Consider the following 21,583-nt stretch of genomic DNA (forward strand, 5'->3'; position numbering starts at 1 on the left):
GGTCCGTGCCCGCTTGAGCGAGCCGGCACGCCGCTGCGACGCCAACGTGCGAGCGGTCTCTTAGCTCGGCGAGTGATTGTCGACGGTGGAGCGCGTGTGAAGGATGGAGTGGGCCCCGTCACACGGACGAGGCCCGGCCGGTATGGCGCTCCCGCCGTCGCCGGCGACACGATCCCGAACCAACCGAGGAGACCCATGGCGTCCACCGTCACGTCGACCGAGCACTTCGCCCGCCACACCCTCCGGCCGGAGAATGTGGCGCGAGAATCGTTCCTCTACAACGTCAAACTGCCCGATCAAGGACTCGCCGGCCTCGTCTACACCTGGGTCGACGCGCAGAGCGTCGCGGGCTGTGCCGCGTGGATCTACGGCGGAAACCCCGATGGATCGGCCATCTTCGAGATTGCCGACGGTATCCCGGTCCCGGCCGACCAGGGGTTCGACGCGTGGACGGTCGGTCCGCTGTCCGCCTCGATGCAGCCCAGCAATGAGGGGTCGACGGTCAGCTTCGCGGGCGATCGGATCGACGTCGAGATCGAATTCCATCCGATGCACGAGCGGTACCTCTACTCCGAGGCCCCGAGCGGATGCCCGTCGTACTTTGCTGACGACCGTATGGAGCAGAGCGGTCGGGTATCCGGCCGGCTTCGAATCGACGGTCGGTCGATCCCGTTCGAGGCACTCGGCCACCACGACCATTCGTGGGGAACGCGGGACTGGGGCGCCGTGCAGCACTACAAGTGGCTCGAAAGCCAAGCGGAGGACACGGCGGTCCACGTCTTCGATCTTCAGGCCTATGGCGAGCGGCACCTCGCCGGTTACGTGTACCGCGACGGCGTCCGGTCCGAAGTCCAGTCCGCAGACTGGGAGGTCACCTACGACGAACGCTGGGTCCAGCAAACGGTGGAGCTGCGCGTCGTCGACGAGACGGGTCATAAGACGACGGTGACCGGCCAGACGTTCTCTGACATCGCGTTCCCCGTAGATCCGAACGCGACTCTGGTCGAAGCGATGGTCCGAGGGGAGGTCGGCGGTCGACCGGGCACCGCCTACCTCGACTTCCTCTGGCCGCCCGACTACATCGCGCACATCACCGCCAAGTAATCCGGGGGCGTCGTGGCGACGCCCTGACCCTCCCCCACGGCGCCGCTACCGCGGCACGAACCAAAGGACCACACCATGGCTGTGCTCAACCACTTGGATGAGACCGCGACCAGGACCACCCTGACGCATTGGTTGTCGACAAAGCTCGACGGCGCGTCGAACATCGAGATCCCGGCGATCTCGATCCCAGCCTCGGCCGGAATGTCGATGACCACCATCTTGTTCTCGGTCAGCTACGACGCGGAGGGGAGCCGCCGCGAGCTCGATCTCGTGGCCCGAGTCACCCCCGCCACCCCCGGAATCTTCCGGGACCCCGACCTGGCGGCAGAGTTCGCGCTACTCACGGCAGTTGCCGAGCACACCGCGGTCCCGGTGCCCCGGGTTCGCTGGCTCGAAAACGATCCGGCGCTGCTGGGTGGCCCGTTCCTTGTGATGGACCGCGTCGATGGTCGGGTCCCGGGGGACGATCCGCCATTCGTTTCCGAGGGCTGGGTTGTGGATCTCCCGCCTGCTGAGCGGGGACGCCTCTTCGACAACGCGCTGGGCGCACTGGCCGAACTCCACGCCGCCGACCCCAAGGTGCTCGGGGTCGAGTTCTTGCACAACAGCGAGCTCCGCGAGCCCGGGATCGCACACCAGCTCGCCGAGTGGCGCCAGTTCTACGACTGGACGGCAGAGTCCGGACGGATCGCCAACATCGAGGCGGCATACGAATGGCTCGAGGAGCACCGTCCCCACGACGATGAGCTGGTGCTTTGTTGGGGCGACGCCCGGCTGGGGAACATCATCTTCGGCGCTGACCACTCCGTAGCGGCGGTCCTCGATTGGGAAATGGCGACCATTGCCAGCCCTCAGCTGGACCTCGGGTGGTTCGTCCTTTTCGTGCGGTACTACTCGGAAGGCATCGGAGTTCCGCTGCTGAAAGGGCTTCCGACCCGCGACGCCGTGATCGCGCGGTATCGCGAGCTCACGGGCCGCAGTGCGGCAGATGTCGACTACTACGAACGATTCGCCGCCTACCGCCTCGCGATCATCATGGCTCGGATCGGCCGTCTGATGATTTCGGGCGGAGCCCTGCCCGAAGACAGCGCGATGCCGGCGAACAACCCTGCCAGCCAGGTCCTGGCGCGTTTGTTCGACCTTCCAGCCCCCGAAGGTGCGGAGGCTAACTACATCGGCCACCGCTGAGCGGGCGCCACACGTGGACCAGCAGTTCGGTGCCCGTCGCCGGTGACGCTGCCGCAGACGCTGCAGGCGATGTCGAATGCGGGCTGTCCGGGTTCGCAATGACGGCAGTGGTGTCGATCGATCAGGGTTCCGAAAAGGGCCGTTCACCGGCATCGGTCTGGGCTGGCGGATTGCCGTTTGACCCGTCCGGTGAAGATCGCCGGTTGGGTGTGTTAAACGGTTGCAGGAAGATGTGGGTCGGTTGCCTACTGGCCGACGAGTATCGGAATCCGCTAGCAACTCGCGGATTGCACGCGTAACTCATGGAATCCATCAGTTACGAGTGAAATCATGTGCGAGCCACAAAGCCCTGCGTCCAACGCCATGACCAGCTGAGATTGGTCGATACCTCGCGCAGCGGCCAGAACGAACCTGCGCATACTCCGGTATGTGGTCATTCCTCCAGTGCTTAGGACGCCGAAAAGCGCAGGTCATCGGCGTACCTCGGCGGGTTCCCTCCGAGTCGAGGCGTCAGCAAGGTTACACCTTCTTCGAAAGTATGTTCGACTACACTGGTGGGTGGATCGGATCGGGTTAGGGATGTGTGAAGGCGGCGAGTATGAGCGAACTGCCCATTGCGCCCGCCTCGAACGGGCTCACCAAAGCGGAGAAACTCGACCAGCTGCGGCGGAAGATGGCGGCGATTCCCGCCCGGTCCGAGGGCACCGAACCGGCCCGGCCCGCGGTGATGCTGCGGGCCGTCGATGAACCCGCACCGATTGTGGCCACCGCTCAGACCACGCTGCGAACGCTTCCCGTGCCCTCTCCGATCGCGGAGCTTCTTCCGCGCCGAGGACTCGCCCGCGGCACCGTGGCCAGCGTCGCTGGAACGTCGTCAGTGCTGGTCGGGCTCCTCGCATCGGTCACTGCCAGCGGCTCGCACGCGGCCGTGATTGGAATGCCGGATTTGAGTCTGCTCGCCGCGGTCGAGCAAGGCGCGGATCTCTCCAAGATTGCGATCGTGCCCGCACCGAAGGACTCCGCGGTCGAGGTGGCTGCGATCCTTCTCGATGGCGTTGACCTCGTCATTCTCGGGCTTTCGGGTGCGAACGTGACCCCGTCGAGGGCCCGGGCGGTGGTGGCGCGGGCACGATCCAAGGGCGCCGTCTTGCTGGTGGCCGAGGGGCACTGGGACGGGGTGGATCTGCGCATCGAGTCCCGCGTCGCCGGATACTCCGGTCTCGGCGAAGGACACGGCCGCGTCACCGGGATACAACTCGACGTCGCGGCCGCCGGCAAAGGATTCCAACGGCGCACACGGCGTATCGAGATCCGCAGCGACTCCGGCTCGGTGGCCTGGCACACGGTCCCCGAGATCCCCGCCACCGGCCACGCCCCCTTGCGAGCTGCGCTGTGATGAACACCGACAGCTGGACCGAACGCTGGCCGGAGCACCCGGTCATCAGGACATTCGACCCGCCGAGGGCGGTCCAGGTGGACATCGGCAAGGCGTTGCCGATTGGACGTGGTGGCGCGGCGCGCGCCGATTACGTCAGCATGAGGGTGAAGAGTTCGTCGGTCTATCTGTCGGGTCTGCGGCCGGCGCTTCAAACGCACTGGTTTCAAATCCACGACGGACAGTGGCTGGCTGCGATCACCGTGTACGTCACCGACGCCGCGGGGATGAACAGCCTCGAACTCGACATGGTCGTGACCGCCGACGCCATCAGCGAACCGCCCTCCGCCTAGCTGCCGAACGCGGGCCCGCCGTCTCGGATGAACCGGTGACGCGACGAAACGCAGTCGTCGAGCAGCTGGGGATCCGCCTGCCCGGCGGCCTGGCCACCTTCGGTGTCCTCCAAGCGGATGCTCCGCTGCGCTCCGCCCTGGTGAAGAGCGTTCTTGTTGTTCCCTTCTGGCCTTCCGAGTTTCGCCGGCGGTGACCTACGCGCAACCGCCGACGCGGGGCGGCCTTCGGCTCCGAAAATTCTCTCCTCCGCAAGCTCCCCCGAGATTTTTCGGCTCGACAGTTGCACTCCGGCCCCCTCATACCGGCGCCCCTCTCCCATGCCAGAAGGGCACAAAAAATGATCGGGCCGCCGCAGGTGGTCCGTTTCCGACGAAAGGTTCCCGCTACATGGGCACACCGACAGCACCCGTCGCTCCCGCCGTGGAGACGTCAGAGGTACTCGACTACCGGCACTACGGAACCCTCGAGGAGATCTACCACCGGGAACTGATCCGGCTGGCGGCGGTCGGCGTCGCCGATCCCGAGGTGACCTCGACCGGCGGCAACTGCTACGCCCTCACCGGCGACGCCGGTTACGCACCCGACGGCCGATCGATCTACCTCCTCGCCACCACCAACGGCGATCCCGCTCTGACGACCGGTGAACCCATTACGAGCTGGGCTGTCGGCCTGTACGAGATGCAGGGTGACTCAGTCGCCCTGGCAATGGGCGAGGCCAGCGTCGACGCACTCGGCGACTCTCCCGATGCACTCGGCTGCGCAGCCACCCGCGCCCGCACGGCACTGCACCAGTACACCGGCGGTGCCCCGGCCGGGAAGGTCGCTCTCATCGGAGACCAGGGCGTGACCTGGATCCCCGCATAACCACCAAGACCGCACACTCCATCACCGAAGGAGAACGAAAACTATGTCGACGAACATCTTTCAGGCTGGCGACCGCGTCATCATCGACCCCGTGGTCGCGAACAAGGACATGAAGGGGCGTGTTTTCGAGGTGGTTCGCCGGTTGAAGGTGAATTACGACGTCAAGCCACTCGACGGTGTCGGCTCCTTGGTGCGGGCGCAACCGGAGGTGCTGTTACCCGCCCCCGCGGAACTGTTGGCCAAGCCGATCGTCGCGGTCGCGCCCTTGTCGACCGGCTCCACGGTCCGGGTGAAGCGAGCCCGCAATATCGATCCGACGACGCTGTTCGTGGTCCTCGCCGACGGCGCCAAGGTGAAGATCGCCGAGTTGGGCGGCGAAGACGGCCGGTACTGGAATGTGCCGCGGAGCGCGCTGGAGAAGGTGACCATCGACCTCGTCGCAGCCACGGCCAGTGCTCAGGTGGTCGAAGTCTGACGCAGGATCAGCCGATAGCGCGGCGCTCGGCAGGCTCATCCTGACCGCCGATCCGCCGAATTGCGAGCGCACCGGGCAGCAACTATCTGCCCGGTGCGCTCGCCCAGAAGGAAAAGAGCGACCACCATGACCGAGCCCGGAAACCAACTTCCTCAGCTCGACCTGTTCATCTCGTGCGCTGTCCCCACCTGCGACTTCCCAGTCGTCGAACCCGGTGACGTGTGCACCGGATGTCAAGACGCGTTCGGCCACATGCTGCGAGCCCGACCCGCCGCACCGTGCCTATCACCGCAGCTCGATCCCGCACACTCCGCCGGCATCCCGGAGCAGAACAGGACGAGCCGGACCTCCAGCGCCACTGACGAGCTCACGCGGTCTCAGCGGTGCTGGTTGTGCGAGGAACGCCGGACCTGCACGAAGGTGCGTGGCCGCTGGGAGTGCCGAGGGTGCACCCGCGGATAGCTAGAGCGCCCGTCCGGTGCGGGCGATAAGAATCCCGCACCGGACGGAACTAGGAGGATTTCCGAACATCGGGCCCAGGGTGGCCCCGCGACGATCGAGTGCGATCGAATTCTATTCTCGCGCCATTCCTAAAAGGTTGGAATTAACTGTTTCCAATTCTTGGGATTCGATAATTCGAGCAGCTATTGCATCCACTCTCGACGCGAAATGTATTCCGTGAAATTCGCTTCTTCCTGGAGTGAAACACGCTACCGACCGTCGTGCGCTAACCGCGAGTCAATTCGACGAAAATGCAGCTAAACGCCATGATATCGAAGTGCGGTGGCGCGCTGGAGGCGGACGAAAAGAAATGCTCAAAAACTAGCCGATATATGTAGAAATATCTCCAATTTCGACTACAATAAGAATGGTAGAGAAAGCGCAAACGGGGAGGATCTAAAATGTCGGTTCAGGTGTACAGCAAAAGCTCGTGCGTGCAATGCACTGCCACCCACCGGGCCCTCGACAAAGAGGGGATCGAGTACTCCGTGATCGATCTGGAGGGCGACCCTCACGCCGTGAACGCTCTGCGGGCGCTCGGCTACAGCCAGGCCCCGGTCGTCATCGCCGGTGACCAGCATTGGGGCGGCTTCCGCCCTGACCGCATCAAAGCCCTCGTAGCTGCCTGAGTCCCTGCAACCGAGGAGGTCGCCATGTCGTACATCGCCGCGCCGATGCTGCGCCGATTGTCCATCGCCGCACTCGGTGGGGTGGCCGGCCTTCTCCTCGTGGTCGGCAGTGCCGAGACCGTGGCACAGCCTGCTCGATACGACCGCAGTTGGGAGACCGCACCTGAGGGCACTTCCTGCCGAATTGGACCCGGAGATCCCGGCCACGTCGTCGTGGCCAGGGTCAAGGGCAAGGTGTGGAACCAATGCCACCAGCTCCTTCCAGGCACGACCCGGCTCTACGAATGACGGCCCAGCCCACCGACCCGGCCCGCCGAACATGCCACCACGAAAGGACCGCCCAATGACCGCCGCCCTCGTGCTCGTCCCGGATGACACCGCCGCCGACACCGACCAGATTCAGGTCGGCGACATCGACACCAACACTCATACCGATGTCGAGGCCCTCTGCCTATGTGCTCTCCTGTGGGCGCCCACTGAGGCTGCGGCCCGGGCCGTCGCCGCCCTCGAGGCCGAAGATTTCGAACGACCCATCCACCGCGAACTGTTCACCGTGATCGCCCGACTCGTGCGCGCCGGAAAACCCCACGACACCACGATGGTCGCCGCCGAACTCGAACGCACCGGAAACCTCGCCGGCCACCACGGCTCCGAACGGTCCCGCTACCTGGCGAACATCACCACCCGCGGAGCCGATCACATCGCCGTCGACCACTACACCCGCACCGTTGTCAGCCAGGCGTACCGGCGCAGCTTCCGCGCCGCCGCCCAGTCCCTCGCTCAGGCCGCTGATCAGCTGCCCGAAGATCAGCTCTTCGAGCACATGGTCACTCTCGGCCGCCAGCAGCGAGCCGCCACCAACCGTCTCAACCACCTCAGAGGAGAAGACCAGTGACCTTCCACGCCAACGGCATTCACACCGACGACGAACGCGACGCGTGGAACCTCCATGAAGCTGGGCTCAGCTGGACGCAGGTGGGCCGGGAGATCGGCTGCACCGAATCCGCGGCCCGCGCGTTCGCCTCCGCCTACCAGCAGCGCACCGACGCAGCCGCGAACGAGAACCAAGGCGCTCTCTTCTGACCGACCCTCAACACACACTGGCCGTGTCCAGCAGACCCTTGTCCACCGACTACTTCCCAGGACTGCACCGATGACCACCGACATCCACCGAACGCATCAGACCGTCCGTCCCGATGGAGCGCCCGTCGCCCTCGACCATGCGGAAACCGGCATTCTCGAGACTTTCGTTCGCGCGCTTGCACTGCAAACCATCACTGAGGCCGCCGACGGCGGCGAGGAGGACCCGCGGGACACGCGCCGATGAGCGTTGAGTAACCATCGATCCAAGAGACCGGATCTGCGGAAATACGATCGATGTGAGCTGTCGGTACGCCTCGCTACTGTGCCCCGTATGAACTGGTGGGACGTCGAATTCGGCGAGATCAGGATGATGAGCGCCGAGGAAACGGCCGCCTTCCTCGCCGAGGTGAAACGCGATAATCGGACGCAACGACGTCAGCAACGGTTCCCAGATCACCGCCTCCGCCGGGCCAGCTTCATCCAACCGGTCGACGTCGACGGCAACGCCATCACCGAGCGCTTCACCTCCATGGACATCTACGCCCGTGACGGCGGGATATGCCAACTCTGCCTGGAACCAGTGGACTTCGACGCCCTGTACGGCCCGGAAGCCCTGTCGATCGACCACATCGACCGGGAAGGCCCCCACACACGGGCGAACTGCCGCCTCACCCACCTGTTCTGCAACAACGATGCGCAGTGGGCCAGCGGTTTCGATCCCGAGCTCGCCCGGGCCCGCCTGCACCACAAGGTCATCACCAACGAGAAGGTGGACCCGGCCGACCACTTCCCGCGACGGTCCCCGTTCACCGGCCACGTCGTCTCCTACGAGGAGCGGCGACAACAAGAATTCGCCGCCGCGGACATGGCGCAGCGCATCGACACTCCCCCACCACCGCGCACCGCGACCGAGCGGCTCGTCGCCGCCATCCGATCGCTCTTCCGGCGCGGGTAACAGCGGCGGCACCGCTCGCTGATTCGTCTGACCAGCAGATTTTCCGTTCGATGGCCGACGTCGAAGGGCGCGACTTCTCTCTCGCAGCCCTCGACGCCTATCTCAATAGTATCGCCAGTGATACCATTCTGGTATGTCGAAGCAGGCGAAACTGATCGCGAGGATGAGGGCGAGTCCGCAGAGCGTGACGTATACCGAGCTGCTCAACTTCTGCTGCGACGTATTCGGGGAACCGCGGCAGCGCGGCACCTCGCACGCGGTGTTCAAGATGCCGTGGGCGGGCGACCCACGAGTGAACATCCAGAAAGGCAGCGGCGGCAAGGCGAAGCCCTACCAGGTCGGCCAGGTCGTCATCGCCTACGACAAGCTCACGAAGGAGGCTGACAATGGCTGATGCATCGCACTACACCTATCGGGTGACCTGGTCGGAAGACGACGGCGAGTTCGTCGGGGCCGTCGCCGAATTCCCGTCATTGTCCTGGCTGGCGGAAACGCAGGCCGAGGCACTCGACGGTGTCATCGGCGTCGTCCGTGAAGTACTCGAGGACATGACACTGACCGGCGAGCAACCACCGGTTCCGATCGCGGATCGTCCCTACAGCGGCAAGTTCATGGTGCGCACTTCCCCGCAGGTGCACCGGAGCTTGGCGATCGAAGCCGAGGAACAGGGTGTCTCGCTCAACATGCTGGTCAACCAAAAGATCACGGCTCCGGCTGCGCCTCGGTCGGCGGCCGCCGGTGCCGCCTGAGGGAAGGCCGCAGGCAAAGTTGTAGAACTTTAACAACTTTGCGCTGCAAGTACTTTCGCGAAATCCGTCATAGGCTTCATGTGCTTTGTGTCCAACGAATGGGCGCACGGGAAGGTCACGCTTCGCGTGGCAGCGCATGAGAGGGGCCAGACGGTTGAGCGAACGCAGCGAGCACATCATCCAGGGAGGAAACGACGATGGCGGAGTTCGATCCGACGATTCGCGCGGAAGTGGAGCGGATCTGGCGGGAGCATCTGGGCGTGGACCCGGGCGCGACGGAGGCGCAGTTGACGGCGCAGTTCGACGAGGAGGCAGCGAGGCTCTCGGAGCTGGTGGTGCAGCGAGTCGGGGGCGGCCAGGGGTATCTGGTGCGGAATTGGAAGGCCGAGCATCCGGGGCAGGATCCGGACGTGATGACGACCCATCAGCTGATCGCCCAGGCCGAGCACGACAGCCGGGAGGCAGTGCTGACCGAGGAGCTGTACTCGCAGGTGCCGGAGATCAGCGAGGAGCAGATCGCCCGGGAGCTGAAGATCGAGCAGCGGATCGAGGCGGAGATCGCGGCGAAGCGCCAGGCCCGCGACCCGGATCGGTGGCGGACGTCGATGGTGGAGATCCCGCCGTTGGCGTGGCAGGTGGTCGACCGGGTGTGGCCGAGCGAACCGGACGCATTCCAGGGGTACGCGGCGGCGCTGATCGCGCAGAAGATGGAGGACAACGAGAGAACGCCGCTGACGGCGGCGGACCCGCTGGCCGACGAGCTGGCGCAGATGATCGACGAGCAGATCAAGGCGTCGAAGGCCGGCGGGAACCGAGTGGTGTAGCCCCGGAGCTCATCGCCTACGCCCGCGCCCAGCGGGACGCCGACGGGCTGCGGCAAAAGGTCCGGACCCTGCGCGAGGCCACCAAACAGGTCCAGGCCCAGGTCGCCGAGGCGACGCTGCTGGGCACCGATCCGGAGCTGATCGAGGACCTGACCACGACCGCGGACCGGATGGCCGCCCGGGTCGAACGGGTGTCGGCCGATGCCCACGAGGCCCGCGACGCGGCCGAGCGTGCCCGACAGGTCTGCACCGATGCCGGCTACGACGTCGACGGGGTGGATGTCGCCGCGGTCAGCCGAGTACGGCCGCCGCGCCGGACCTGGCGGGATCGGCCCGCCACCGACCGCCAGCAGTCGTATCTGCGCACCTTGCGGCGTAGGCGTGGGTTGCCGGTGCGGCTGCCCGACGACCTGACGATCGGTCGCGCCGACGAGCAGATCAAGATGCTGCGCGCTCGGTCAGGGAAGGTCGCCGACGCCTCCGATCCGGAGATCGCCCGCATCCTGGCCGAAGCGGAAACGCAACGGGCGCGGGACGAGCACGCCGAGCACACCGGACCGCCGCTGTCGCCGGGGCAGGCACGTGAGCGCTCCGCACTGATCCGCGACCAGCTCGAAGCCCAGAAAGCGGACCGGGAACACCGACCACCGCAAACGCCCACCCCGGCGGCGGAGACGGAGAACCTCACGGGTCGGCGGCCGCTGCGGGAGCTGGTTGCCGAGTTCACCGCCCAGCGCGAACCCACCGTCCCCGTCGAGGACGTCACCGCGTTGCTCGACGAGATCACCGGGCAGGTGATGGCCGACGAGGACCTCAACCTGGCCGCCGGAGCGCAGTCGAACACCTTTGAGCAGTTCACGTCCTGGGCCATGCGCCGCGCCCACGACGAGGTGCAGGCCGGTCTGGTCGAGCAGGTGGTGAGCGAGGACCCGCAGATCGCGGCCGTCGCCCGCGCCGCCCTCGACGACCCGGCGCACTGGCAGGCTGCCGCCGCCCAGCTGCCCGCCCGCCTCTGGGCGCAGCACAATCGCGACCGCACCGCCGCCGACGCCGCGGTCACCGCCCTCGAGGCCGACCCGGCCGTTGCCGAGGCCGCGACCGGCCGCGCCGAGCAGTTCACCGCCGCACTGCCGGTGCAGCAGGCGATCGACACCGTCCTCGCCGCCGCCGGCCCCGAAACCGAAACGCAGCGGCAGCAACTGGCCGAGGACACCCTGACCCGGGTGCACGCCAACAGCCACCGCACCGACCCGGTGGACTGGCGGCAGATCGGCCGCGACGCCTGGACCGAACACGGACCCGGCGGCGGTGCCCCGATTCCGGCGGCGGACCCGCGAGTCCGCGCCGCGCTCGACGGCGTCCCGGTCGGTGACCCACGTACTGAGCAGATCTTCACCGACTGGAACCGCGGCTGGAACGGCGCCCGGACCGAGTGGGCGCGCGAACGCGAGGACGAGGTCCTCACCGATCTTCAGGCCGAGATGGTCACCCACCCCCGCCTGCAGGTGCTGCGGCGGCGACCCGAGGACTACCTCAGCGTCGGCCGCCACCGGCTGCTCAACCACACCGTCAGCGACTGGCTGCTGTCTGTCGACTCCGCCGACCCGCAGTACCAGGCGGCGGCGCACTGGCTGCACGACAACATCGCCACCACCCTCGACACGGTCCACGAGGCAGTCAAGACCTCCCCCGAGCTGGCCGCACCCGCACCGGAGACCGCACCGGCCGTCGAGGCTGACGTGGCGGCCGAGATCCCGGCCACCGCGGTGGACGCGCCTGAGGCTGCTGTGGAGGCCGGCGACGAGATCCCGGACCGGGAGAAGATCCACGCCTGGCTCGATGCCCAACGCGTGCACACCGCACTGATGCTCGACGGCGCCGATGACACCGTCGTGGCCGAGGCCGAGAAGGCGGCCGCCGGCGCCCGGGTTCTGATCCCGGACGCCAGCCTGCGCGCGTGGCAGGCGGCCGGGAGCATCGACGACCGCGCCGCCGACGTCGAAAAATGGCGGGACTGGGCCCAGAGCGAGCTACGTCAGGACCCACTGGTGGTGGCCCTGGCGGCGAGCACCCTGGTGAGCAAACGGACCAGCGTCGTCCTCGAGGCCGCCGCCGCAGACCTCGCCGACCGCCTCACCGGCCGCCCGGACCTCGCCGCGGTGATCGACGACCACGGCGGTCACCAGTGGCTCACCGCCGAGGTCCGCGGCCCAATCCTGGGCGCACTCGGAGACACCTACCGCGACAAGGCCACCGACTGGCTCGCCCGCGACATCAACACCTTCGTGGCGACGGGCCGTCCCCGCACCCAGGTACACCGGTTCACCCTGCACACCGGCACCCCCATATGGGAGGTCACCACCGACGGCGGTAACAGCCGAGAGCTGTGGGGCGGGCATCACCTGCCCGCGGTGCGCCGCGCCACGACCTCAGGCCGCGACACCAGCGCGGGCCCGATCCGGGAAGGCCTTACTACCGAACAGGCCCGCGGCCGGTTCGCCGAGATCACCGGGCGGGCACTGAGCCAGGACGAGGTGTTCGCCGCGGCCGCAACATCGCTGCACCCGAGCCTGAACCGGACCGGGTTCTTGACCTCGCAGGGATGCCGGGAGCTGCGCGGACGCGTCCTCACCGAGTTCGAGCGCGACCACCGCGACCTGGCGGCAGCCTGCCGCGCCCACGGACTCGACACCTCGGAGCTGTTGCGCCTGGACATCGCCCATCAGGCGTTCGACACCCTGCACACCAGCGCCCGTGAGCCCGACGACTTGTTCACCGCGGCGACCGGACCGGCTGATCTCGAGGCGTTGCGGGACTCGGAATACCTTGTCGGCGAACCTGACCAGGACCGGGCGCAGGTCAACTATCGGTGGCGCACCAAGGACTGGCAGGTCAGCCGCGGTGACGCGGAACCGGTCATCACGGCAACCCTGGCCGAGGCGATCGCCACCGCCCGCACCGGACGGAGCGCCGAGTCGGCTGCGGCGACCGAGGTCACCGCGAGCATCACCGGTGAGCGTGACACCCGAGACCACGTCGTCCGGGACCCCGCGAACCAACCCGCAGCCGAAACTGCGCCGCTTGCCGCCCAGCCGGTCCCGGACCAGCCGGACGCGGCGGCCGCGAACTTCGTCCTCGGCGCCGAGGTATTGGCCCCGTCAGGGGCAAAGGCCCGCGCCCGGGCGAACATCGACGCGATCCGCCTGGTGCACCAGCTCGGCGACGAACACCGGGCAGCGACCCCGGCCGAACAGCGGATCCTCGCCGCCTGGTCCGGGTGGGGTGCGGCCGGGGACATCTTCGACAAGCGCAAACCGGAGTGGGACGAGCTCCGCACCGACCTCTCCGCCGTGCTGACCCCGCCGGAGATCGACGCCGCCCGCGCCTCCACCCTCAACGCCCACTACACCGATCCGGCGATCGCGGCCGAGATGTGGTCCGCGCTGGGCAGAGCCGGGTTCACCGGCGGGCGGGTCCTCGAACCGGGCTGTGGGGCCGGCAACTTCATCGGTCACGCCCCGAAGGGCACCCGGATGGTCGGGGTGGAGCTGGACCCGATGACCGCCCGGATCGCACACCACCTGTATCCGGGGCACCAGGTCCGGGGCCACGGATTCGAGAAGTTCTCCCCCGACGAGGGCGCCTTCACCGCGGTGATCGGCAACGTCCCGTTCGGCAACTTCGCGGTCGGCGACCCGCTGCACAACCCGTCCGGGCTGACCATTCACAACCACTTCATCCGTAAGTCCCTGGCGCTGACCGAAACCGGTGGTTACGTCGCGGTCATCACCAGCGCTTTCACCTCCGACGCCCAGCGGACCAAGGCCCGCGAGGAAATCGCCGAACTCGGCGACCTGGTTGGCGCACTGCGGTTGCCGACCAAGGCATTCGACCGGCAGGCCGGTACCGATGTGGTCACCGACCTGCTGATCTTCCGCCGCCGCGAGGCCGGTCGCGCACCGGCAACGGCGACCGAGCAGTGGATCACCACCTCGAAGGCCGAGCTGGCCGACGGTGAGATCCAGGTCAACGACTACTTCCTGGCGCACCCGGAGAACGTGCTCGGCGAACTCGGGGTCGGGTCGGGCATGTACTCGGCGGCCACCTTGAAGGTGACCGCCGACCCCTCCCGCCCGTTGGCCAACCAGGTCCGTGACCGACTGACCGCCATCGTCGACGGCGCCAAGCGGGCGGGATTGGGGCAGGACGCCGAACAGCCGGCCGCCGACCCGACGCTCGACAAGCCCGGGCTGGTCACCGCGGAAGAAGCCGCGATCACCGAGGTTCCGGGATCCGTGCGGTTCAACGACGAGATCGAAATGTTCGAGCAGCTCTCCCTCGGCGGCCGGTGGACGCCGGTGCCATCGAAGATCGACAAGGCCCGCACCGCCCAGTGGAAGTCCATGCTCGCCATGGCCGGCACGGTCACCGACCTGGTCGACGCCCAGCGCACCGGCGGCGACGAGGACACCAAGAACCGGCTGCGGGCGCAGCTGAACCGCCAGTACGACGGGTATGCGCGCAAGTACGGGCCGCTCAACCGGTTCACCTGGGTCACTCCGGGACCGCCGACGCAGAAGGTCATCGACAAACGCTTCGCCGACCTGGAGAAGAAGTGGCGGGCCAACAACGGCGACGAGACCGGCCCGGTCACCGGCGCACTGCCCGAGGATGTCGCCGCCCGGCTGCTGGCGGAGGCATCCGAGCCGAACCCGCCGTGGAAGAAGATGCGGCACCTCGAGGGCGCCATCCGCTACGACCCGGCGATCCAACTGGTCCGCAGCATCGAAATCTTCGACGAGGACACCCAGCAGGCGCGGAAGTCGAAGATCTTCACCGAGGACGTCATCACCCCGCCGCAGCGGGCACAGTCCGCCCAGGACGTCGCCGAAGCGCTGGCAGTCAGCTTGGACGAGACCGGGCAGGTCGACCTGGACCGGATCTCCGGGCTGGTGGGCATCGACATCGACGCCGCCCGGGACCAACTCGCCGGGCTGGTCTTCCCCAACCCGGAAGACCCGACCGAGCTGATCCCGGCGCCGAGGTTCCTGTCCGGAAACGTGCGGGAGAAGTTGGCGGCCACCGAAGCCGCCGCCAGGTCGGACCCGCAGCTCTACGCTGGCGCGGTCGATGCACTGCGCCAGGTGATCCCGGCGGATCTGGATCCGACCAACATCACCGTCCGCCCCGGCGCGAACTGGGTGCCGACCCCGATGTACGCGCAGTTCATCCGGGATGCGTTCTCGGTGCACCCGGACACCCGCATCGCGGTCGAGTACTCCCCCATCACCGCGTCCTGGGACTTCACGATCGCCGGGGACCAGTACACCGACCCGTACGGGCTGCCGTACGAAACCGCCGGGGACCGGCGCGGCGTCGACGGGTTGTCGTTGCTGGAGAAGATCGCCAACAACCAGCCCATCCGGGTGTTCAAGACCGAGGCCGAACTCGAGCACTCCCCCAAGCCGCGGTTCCACGAAGAGCTCACCGAGGAACTCCAACAGCGGGCCGAGATGCTCGAAACGGCGTTCGGGGACTGGCTGTTCACCGACCCGGCCCGCACCGCCGAGCTGACCCGAGTGTTCAACGACCGGTTCAACTCCTTCGTCGACCCCGCCTACAACGGTGAGGGCCGCACCTTCCCCGGACTGCGGATCGCACCCCATCCGCACCAGGCCGCCGTCGCGGTGCGGCAGATCAACGAACCGTCAGTGCTCCTCGACCACACCGTCGGAACCGGCAAGACCTGGTCGATCACAATGTGCGCGATGGAGATGCGCCGCCTCGGGCAGATCAAACAGCCCTGGGTGGTGGTCCCGAACCACCTCATCGACCAGTGGGGCCGCGAGGTCGCCGACGCCTACCCCGGTGCCCGGGTGCTGGTCGGCGACGACTTCAAATCCCGCGCCGACCGGCAACTGTTCATGGCGCAATCGGCCTCCCAGGACTGGGATCTGGTGATCGTCCCGGAACCGGCCTTCACCAAGATGCAGTGCTCGGTCGACACCCAGGCCGCCTACATCGCCGACGAGATCACCAAGCTCGAGGAAGCCCGGGAAGCGGCCACCGGACAGAACACGATCAAGGAGATCGAGAAGGCCAAGAAGCGGTGGCAGGACAAGCTCGAGAAGAAGATCAACGCCGACTCCAAGGACGTCGGGTTCTCCTTCGAGCAAACAGGCTGTGACTACCTGTTTCTCGACGAAGCTCACATGTGGAAGAACCTCTCCCGCCAGTCCAACAACGCTGACCTGGCGCTGCGGGAAGGATCGAGCCGGGCCACCGACCTGGACATGAAACTGTCCTACCTGCGGCGTAAGTACCGCCAGCGCGCCGCCGTCGAGGGCCGCAAACCCGTTCCGGAGAAGGTCGTCACCTTCGCCACCGGCACCCCGGTCGCCAACAGCATGTCCGAGCTGTGGGTGATGACGAAGTACCTGCGCCCGGACCTGCTCGAGGCCGGCGGCATGGAGAACATCGACGCCTGGGCGGCGAACTTCGCCGCGATGCGCCAATCGGTCGAGATGAACGTCACCGGCTCCGAACTGCGGTCGGTGTCGAGGATCGGCAAGTTCGTCAACCTGCCCGCCCTGATGGCGATGAACGCCCAGTTCACCGACGTCGTCATCCGTGAGCAGGTCCCCGCGACCCTTCCCGAGATCGCCGGCGGCGGCCGCCAGAACCTGACCTTCGAAATGCCGCAACAGGTCCGAGACTTCATGATCGACCTGGACGAGCGGATGCAGATGTACACCGGCAAGACCGCGCACATCGACAACCCACTCAAGATCGGCAGCGACGGCGCCAATGTAACCCTCGACCCCCGCCTCGGCGGGCTCGACGCACCACCAGCGGGCGAAGGCCGGGTCGACCTGCTGGTGAACAAGCTCTGGGAGGCCGAGCAACGCACCGCCGATACCGTCTACTACGACGAGGCCGGCAACCCGGAACCACGCACCGGCGGTCTGCAGATCGTGTTTCTCGACCGCGGCACCCCCAAGCCCGGACGCGACGACACCGTCTACGACATCATCCGCGCCGACCTGGTCGCCCGCGGCATGTCCCCCGGGGCGGTCCAGTTCATCCAGGACTACCCCAAGCCGAAGGACAAGCGGGAGTTGTTCGCCGCCTGCCGACGCGGCGAGGTGAAAGTGCTCATCGGCTCGTCGGAGACGATGGGCACCGGCATGAACGTGCAGAAACGCGCGACCGCGCTCTACCACGTCGACTGCCCCTGGCGGCCCGCGGACCTCGAACAACGCGAGGGCCGGATCATCCGGCAGGGCAACCAGAACAAGACCGTCGAGATCATCAACATCGTCGGGGAACGCTCCTACGACACCACCAAGTGGCAGACCGTGGAGAAGAAGTCCGCCTACATCGAGCAGCTCCGCCGCGGGGCGATCGACTTCTCCGAGGCCGAAGACATCGGCAGCGACGACATGACCTCGTCGATGGCCGCGACCAAGGCTGCCGCGACCGGTGATCCCCGCTACATCGAGGTCGTCGAACTCGAAACCCGGCTCCGCAAACTGGGCGCCGAAGCCCGCGCCCACCGCTCCGACCAGGAGCGAATCAAGTGGCAGCTGCACGACAACCGCACCCGATTGCCGATCCTGACCAAGGAGATCGAGGAAGGCCGCGAGGTCGCCGACGCCCTCACCGCCTGGGGTGAACTGCCCCGCAAACAGCGGACCCTAACCGTGGGCGGGCGTGCGGTCTCGTTCGCCGAACCGGCGGAGGTACGCAAGGCGGTGCAAACCCGGCTGGCGCACATCGCCGGTGACCTCGAACGCCAGCCCGACGGCCAGCACCTGGTGGCCGAGATCGCCGGCGCCGAAATCTCGATGGGCCGGCTCCCGGTCGGCGGGTACGCATTCCGACTCACCGGCGGCATCGTCCGCACCGTCGACGCCGAGGTCGTCGACCTGGCACTCGGCAGTGCCGACGGCGGATCGGGCATGGTGACCCGGCTGACCAACATGGCCGCCGACCTGCCCGCCGCGCTGGACCTGCACGTCAAGGACCGCGACTACATGATCACCCAGACCGAGCAACTCGCCGACAAGCTCGGGGTCCCGTTCGCCAAGTCCGACGAGATCACCCGCCTCACACACACCTACAACGAGATGCGGGCCGACCTCGCCGCCCGGGAGAACTCCCCCGAGGCGCTCGCCGAGAAGGAGGCGACCAAGGAACGATTGGCGGCCGCCGGCATGTACCGCGGGTGGACCCGCGACCTCAACCCCACCCGCGGGCACGCCGAAGACCAGAACATGACCGAGGACGAGCTACGGGAAGCCACCCCCGCCCGGATGATGGCGGCCGCCCGCGAACACGCCGAACGCAAGGCCGAGCTGGCGGCGAACCCACAACCACCACGGTGGCAGCGCACCGACCAGATCGGCTCCGAACTCACCGCCGGATTCGACCGCGGCACCGGAGATCCCGGCGCCGTCGTGAAATGGACCGGCCGCGACTGGTACTGGTCCGCCCACAACGACAGGGAAACCCTCGACAGCGGCACCTTCCCCCACCGGGATACCGCGATCTCCGCCGCCGAGAAAGCAGTCGGAACCGCCCTTGCGGAAGACGCCATCCCACCGGCGGCGGTGTGGGAACGAGACCAAGCTGCGCTGACTGAGGCGCGCGCCAATGGCGCACAGCCTGCGGCCGTCGTCGAGACGGAGACCGACACGGAGTTGGCCGAGGTCATGCGACTGGTCCACTCCGACTACCCCACCCACGCAACCGCGGCCACAGCAACGAACACCGCCACGATCGATCGGATCCCACCCGGATTACGAGCCGATCGCGGCCGCGTGAACGGTCAGGAAAGATAGACCGGCTTCAGGCACGACCAACCCCAAAGGTTGGTCGTGCCTGGCTACTGCTGTGACCTGGGCTGAAAAGCGTGACGTATTGCTGGTCGTCGCTGTTTTTGAATTCCGGCAAGCCGAGAGCGCGGGTTCGGGCTACGGGCCGAATTTACCGGTCGTGCGCTTTGATTCCCATCGATCGAGCTGATGTAGGGAATGCTTGTCATAACCGATGGTTGCCATCGCGTTCTTGATCCGCGCGAGGCTCAGACCAGCGGCAGCGCAGTCGCTCAACACGATCGGCATCACCTCCTCGGTTTGGCCGTTCCTCGCCCACCCGTTATTGCCGAGATGATCGATGTAGCTCAGGAGGCTGGATTCCTCCGGCGTGAAGCCTTCCCAAGGGGTACCCGGTTCCTTTTTCGCCACTGGATCAGGTTAGCCGGGATGGCGACTCAATCGCGGCCCGTCGCCCGCAACCACGCCACGAGTTCGGACCGAGCTTCGTTGAGCACTGGAATGGTGCCCTTCCCTGCCCATTCTTGGTTGCTGTTCGATGCACTGACTCGCCACGTGTAACTGATCTCGGAGGGTGCGTCCGCTGTGCACGGAAGTGCCAGGATTACCGGATCATCGAAGGTGGCGGGCAATCGCCGGTTCCGCAGCTCATGGAGGGCGAGCGTCAGAACCACATCATCGCCATCCTGCTCCCAGTGTGAGGTGACCGGGCCGATCGCTCGGTAGTCGATGTCCATGGGTTTGATGCGTTCATACCCCAAGAAGTCTTCCCGCGACGGCGGTAGGTGTAGAGGAGTCCACAGGTCAGGCCATGAACTCTTGGTCGGGTCGGTTCCGGATACACCTGCGAAGATGAATTCGACCTCGACGTCCTTGAGGATTGTCTCGCAGTTGAGACTCACTTGGATAGGAGTTGCAGCCGAGGAGGCGACAGCCTTGTCGAACTCGTTGATCCGCGATCGGACCCCGCCCGCCCACTCATCGATCTCCGCTTGAGTTTTCGGAACACGTCGGACCGAACCCGTCGGCGTGGGTGCCAAGATCGCCCGAAGACCAGCATCAGGTGTGTCTCTCCAGCTCGCAGCCCACTGCCGCTCAGACTCGATATCACCCTCAATGGCGTTGTCGAGAATGCCTCCAAGTTCTCGCGCACGCCAGACGCTCCCGCTCACCACGACGTCTACAGTCGGCTTCGTTGTCGAGGAAACGACGTCGACCGGCACGGCTGCCCGACGACTTTGAAAAGCGCGAGCGTCGTTCCACAATGCGCTTTCCACCTGCTCGCGCAATCGCTCCGTCGATTCATAGGTGGAATAGAGACCTCGGTCGTTGTTGTGGAAGAGACTGCGGAAGTCCTTCAGCCTCTGCCACTCCTGCATCCTGTCGTGGTCATCTACCATCTCTGCTGGATAGTCAGTTCCCACCCAAAAATAGACGTGTACCAGACCATCAGCTTCCCGGGCGTCGGCTTCCTCAGCTGTGCCCGAATGTTCGTTCCGCGGAGTCGGTGTACCGAGCCGATGCTTGAACAGGCACACAACGACATCGCTGTCATTGGTGATTTGCTCATTGATGATTGCCTGCCCATCGGTCCCCTTGCTGTAAATGGGAACAGTGTTCGTCGAGTAGTGCTTCGGAACGAACACCACGCGAGTGGTAGCCGAGTGTTCGCTGTTCCACTTCTCGATGACCCTACGAACTACGGCGACCTCATCAGCCGTGTCTCCGGGACCCGAGATCATCACAACTACACCGACGGCATCGAACGACATGGCCTAAGTGAAGCACCTTGTTTGCTGGTGTATGCGACTGGCCCAGCGAGAGTGTGGATCCGACGATCTGCCCGGTCAGGGTAGGGGCGGGGCCGCCGACGATGAATCGGCGTCGGCTCCCTGGTCGCGTCGAGAACAGGCAAGGATGCGTCGTGGCGCGGCGTCCGAGTCCTGGCTGATCGGCTCTTTTGTTTCGGCCGCGGTCCTGCGGCCCGGGGAGGCCACCTTCGGTGTCCCCTGAATCGAGTTCTCGCCCGAGACAGTACAGGAGAGACACCACCATGACCGCAACGCAGCAACCTGCAGCCGCCGAACTTCTCGAGGTCGATCCGCGCACCCTCGATGTCGGCAAGAACGTGCGCGACAAGGTGAATCTGGAGGAGACGCCGGGGTTCGTCGAGTCGGTGCGCGAGCACGGTGTGCTGCACCCGATCACCGCGAGCCGCCACGAGGACGGCAGCCTGGTAGTGATCGACGGACAGCGCCGAGTTTTCCCCAGAAAGTGGCGGTGTTGTGTCGGCGTTGTCGGCGTGAGTTGGCGGACGGACGAGTCGCATTCTCGGCCGCGGCCAGTTGCATCGGCTCATCGACGTGGATACCGCCGACGGCACGGAATGGGTCGCCGATGTCGAACCGCACAGTCGCCGGACGGAATCCGCCGTCGAGCCAACCTTGATGTGCGTACTCGGGGGCACAGTGCGCTGGATTCAGCGGAATCCGGTTCGCCGACCCAGCGAACGCTGACACCGTGGGGAGCATCTCGGTGCCGACGCCGCGTGCCAAGAAGCCACTCGCAGTTCCGGAGTACGGTGTCCGCAAGCCGCCGATGTGGTTCAGGTCACTTCACTCTATAGATAGAGAGCTATCGCACAT

The 21,583-nt window shown here is 66.3% G+C and carries 21 protein-coding genes; 18 read left to right on the forward strand and 3 right to left on the reverse strand.

The window, feature by feature from the left end; translation table 11 throughout:
* Positions 1 to 195: 195 nt before the first annotated feature.
* Entirely contained in the window at positions 196 to 1,104 is a 909-nt protein-coding gene (locus H0B43_RS40585) for a hypothetical protein (protein ID WP_185723545.1), read from the forward strand.
* On the opposite strand, the gene H0B43_RS40590 is transcribed toward H0B43_RS40585, so the two are convergent.
* Entirely contained in the window at positions 1,077 to 1,322 is a 246-nt protein-coding gene (locus tag H0B43_RS40590) for a hypothetical protein (RefSeq protein ID WP_185723544.1), read from the reverse strand. The genes H0B43_RS40585 and H0B43_RS40590 overlap by 28 nt on opposite strands.
* Between H0B43_RS40590 and H0B43_RS40595 the strand changes: the two genes are divergently transcribed.
* The 16 genes from H0B43_RS40595 to H0B43_RS40670 all read left to right on the forward strand — a co-directional run bounded on the left by H0B43_RS40595 (position 1,312) and on the right by H0B43_RS40670 (position 18,944).
* Positions 1,312 to 2,292 carry a phosphotransferase family protein gene (locus H0B43_RS40595; protein WP_185723543.1) on the forward strand — a complete coding sequence of 327 codons (981 nt, stop codon included), beginning with the start codon at positions 1,312 to 1,314 and terminating at the stop codon, positions 2,290 to 2,292. The genes H0B43_RS40590 and H0B43_RS40595 overlap by 11 nt on opposite strands.
* A gap of 598 nt (positions 2,293 to 2,890) precedes the next feature.
* Positions 2,891 to 3,688, forward strand: a complete 798-nt coding sequence (locus H0B43_RS40600; RefSeq protein ID WP_185723542.1) for a hypothetical protein — start codon at positions 2,891 to 2,893, stop codon at positions 3,686 to 3,688.
* Entirely contained in the window at positions 3,688 to 4,020 is a 333-nt protein-coding gene (locus tag H0B43_RS40605) for a hypothetical protein (protein WP_213016620.1), read from the forward strand. Before H0B43_RS40600 ends, H0B43_RS40605 begins: the two co-directional genes overlap by 1 nt.
* A gap of 35 nt (positions 4,021 to 4,055) precedes the next feature.
* Positions 4,056 to 4,214, forward strand: coding sequence for a hypothetical protein (locus H0B43_RS40610; protein ID WP_185723540.1), 159 nt, complete (start codon positions 4,056 to 4,058; stop codon positions 4,212 to 4,214).
* 194 nt (positions 4,215 to 4,408) lie between these two features.
* Positions 4,409 to 4,885 (forward strand): hypothetical protein, encoded by a 477-nt coding sequence (locus tag H0B43_RS40615; RefSeq protein ID WP_185723539.1) that lies wholly within the window; start codon positions 4,409 to 4,411, stop codon positions 4,883 to 4,885.
* A 43-nt stretch (positions 4,886 to 4,928) separates the two neighbouring features.
* On the forward strand, positions 4,929 to 5,360 hold the full coding sequence (locus tag H0B43_RS40620; protein WP_185723538.1) for a hypothetical protein: 432 nt from the start codon (positions 4,929 to 4,931) through the stop codon (positions 5,358 to 5,360).
* A 902-nt stretch (positions 5,361 to 6,262) separates the two neighbouring features.
* Positions 6,263 to 6,490, forward strand: coding sequence for a glutaredoxin-like protein NrdH (gene nrdH / locus H0B43_RS40625; RefSeq protein ID WP_012691873.1), 228 nt, complete (start codon positions 6,263 to 6,265; stop codon positions 6,488 to 6,490).
* A 24-nt stretch (positions 6,491 to 6,514) separates the two neighbouring features.
* The gene (locus H0B43_RS40630) at positions 6,515 to 6,778 is read left to right on the forward strand and encodes a hypothetical protein (protein WP_185723537.1); all 264 of its coding nucleotides are present in this window, start codon (positions 6,515 to 6,517) and stop codon (positions 6,776 to 6,778) included.
* Positions 6,779 to 6,833: 55 nt separating this feature from the next.
* Positions 6,834 to 7,385, forward strand: a complete 552-nt coding sequence (locus H0B43_RS40635; protein ID WP_185723536.1) for a DnaB-like helicase N-terminal domain-containing protein — start codon at positions 6,834 to 6,836, stop codon at positions 7,383 to 7,385.
* The gene (locus H0B43_RS40640; protein ID WP_185723535.1) at positions 7,382 to 7,573 is read left to right on the forward strand and encodes a hypothetical protein; all 192 of its coding nucleotides are present in this window, start codon (positions 7,382 to 7,384) and stop codon (positions 7,571 to 7,573) included. Before H0B43_RS40635 ends, H0B43_RS40640 begins: the two co-directional genes overlap by 4 nt.
* Positions 7,574 to 7,643: 70 nt before the next feature.
* A complete protein-coding gene (locus H0B43_RS40645; protein ID WP_185723534.1) occupies positions 7,644 to 7,817 on the forward strand; it encodes a hypothetical protein in 174 nt (57 codons plus the stop codon).
* An 87-nt stretch (positions 7,818 to 7,904) separates the two neighbouring features.
* A complete protein-coding gene (locus H0B43_RS40650; protein ID WP_185950132.1) occupies positions 7,905 to 8,528 on the forward strand; it encodes an HNH endonuclease in 624 nt (207 codons plus the stop codon).
* Positions 8,529 to 8,661: 133 nt separating this feature from the next.
* Positions 8,662 to 8,922: a hypothetical protein gene (locus H0B43_RS40655; protein ID WP_185950133.1), complete on the forward strand. Its 261-nt coding sequence runs from the start codon at positions 8,662 to 8,664 to the stop codon at positions 8,920 to 8,922.
* A complete protein-coding gene (locus H0B43_RS40660) occupies positions 8,915 to 9,277 on the forward strand; it encodes a type II toxin-antitoxin system HicB family antitoxin (protein ID WP_185950134.1) in 363 nt (120 codons plus the stop codon). Before H0B43_RS40655 ends, H0B43_RS40660 begins: the two co-directional genes overlap by 8 nt.
* Before the next feature lie 197 nt (positions 9,278 to 9,474).
* Positions 9,475 to 10,101, forward strand: a complete 627-nt coding sequence (locus H0B43_RS40665; RefSeq protein WP_185950135.1) for a hypothetical protein — start codon at positions 9,475 to 9,477, stop codon at positions 10,099 to 10,101.
* Between the two features lie 170 nt (positions 10,102 to 10,271).
* Entirely contained in the window at positions 10,272 to 18,944 is an 8,673-nt protein-coding gene (locus tag H0B43_RS40670; RefSeq protein ID WP_185950162.1) for a helicase-related protein, read from the forward strand.
* A gap of 132 nt (positions 18,945 to 19,076) precedes the next feature.
* Here H0B43_RS40670 and H0B43_RS40675 read toward each other — a convergent pair whose 3' ends face one another.
* Positions 19,077 to 19,349, reverse strand: a complete 273-nt coding sequence (locus H0B43_RS40675; protein WP_185950136.1) for a hypothetical protein — start codon at positions 19,347 to 19,349, stop codon at positions 19,077 to 19,079.
* A gap of 26 nt (positions 19,350 to 19,375) precedes the next feature.
* On the reverse strand, positions 19,376 to 20,710 hold the full coding sequence (locus H0B43_RS40680; RefSeq protein ID WP_185950137.1) for a hypothetical protein: 1,335 nt from the start codon (positions 20,708 to 20,710) through the stop codon (positions 19,376 to 19,378).
* Positions 20,711 to 20,991: 281 nt separating this feature from the next.
* Between H0B43_RS40680 and H0B43_RS42420 the strand changes: the two genes are divergently transcribed.
* On the forward strand, positions 20,992 to 21,564 hold the full coding sequence (locus tag H0B43_RS42420; RefSeq protein ID WP_252191001.1) for a ParB/Srx family N-terminal domain-containing protein: 573 nt from the start codon (positions 20,992 to 20,994) through the stop codon (positions 21,562 to 21,564).
* The last annotated feature ends 19 nt before the right edge of the window (positions 21,565 to 21,583 follow it).

Origin of the sequence: Rhodococcus sp. 4CII, from assembly GCF_014256275.1 — a bacterium.
Taxonomy (GTDB): domain Bacteria; phylum Actinomycetota; class Actinomycetes; order Mycobacteriales; family Mycobacteriaceae; genus Rhodococcus_F; species Rhodococcus_F wratislaviensis_A.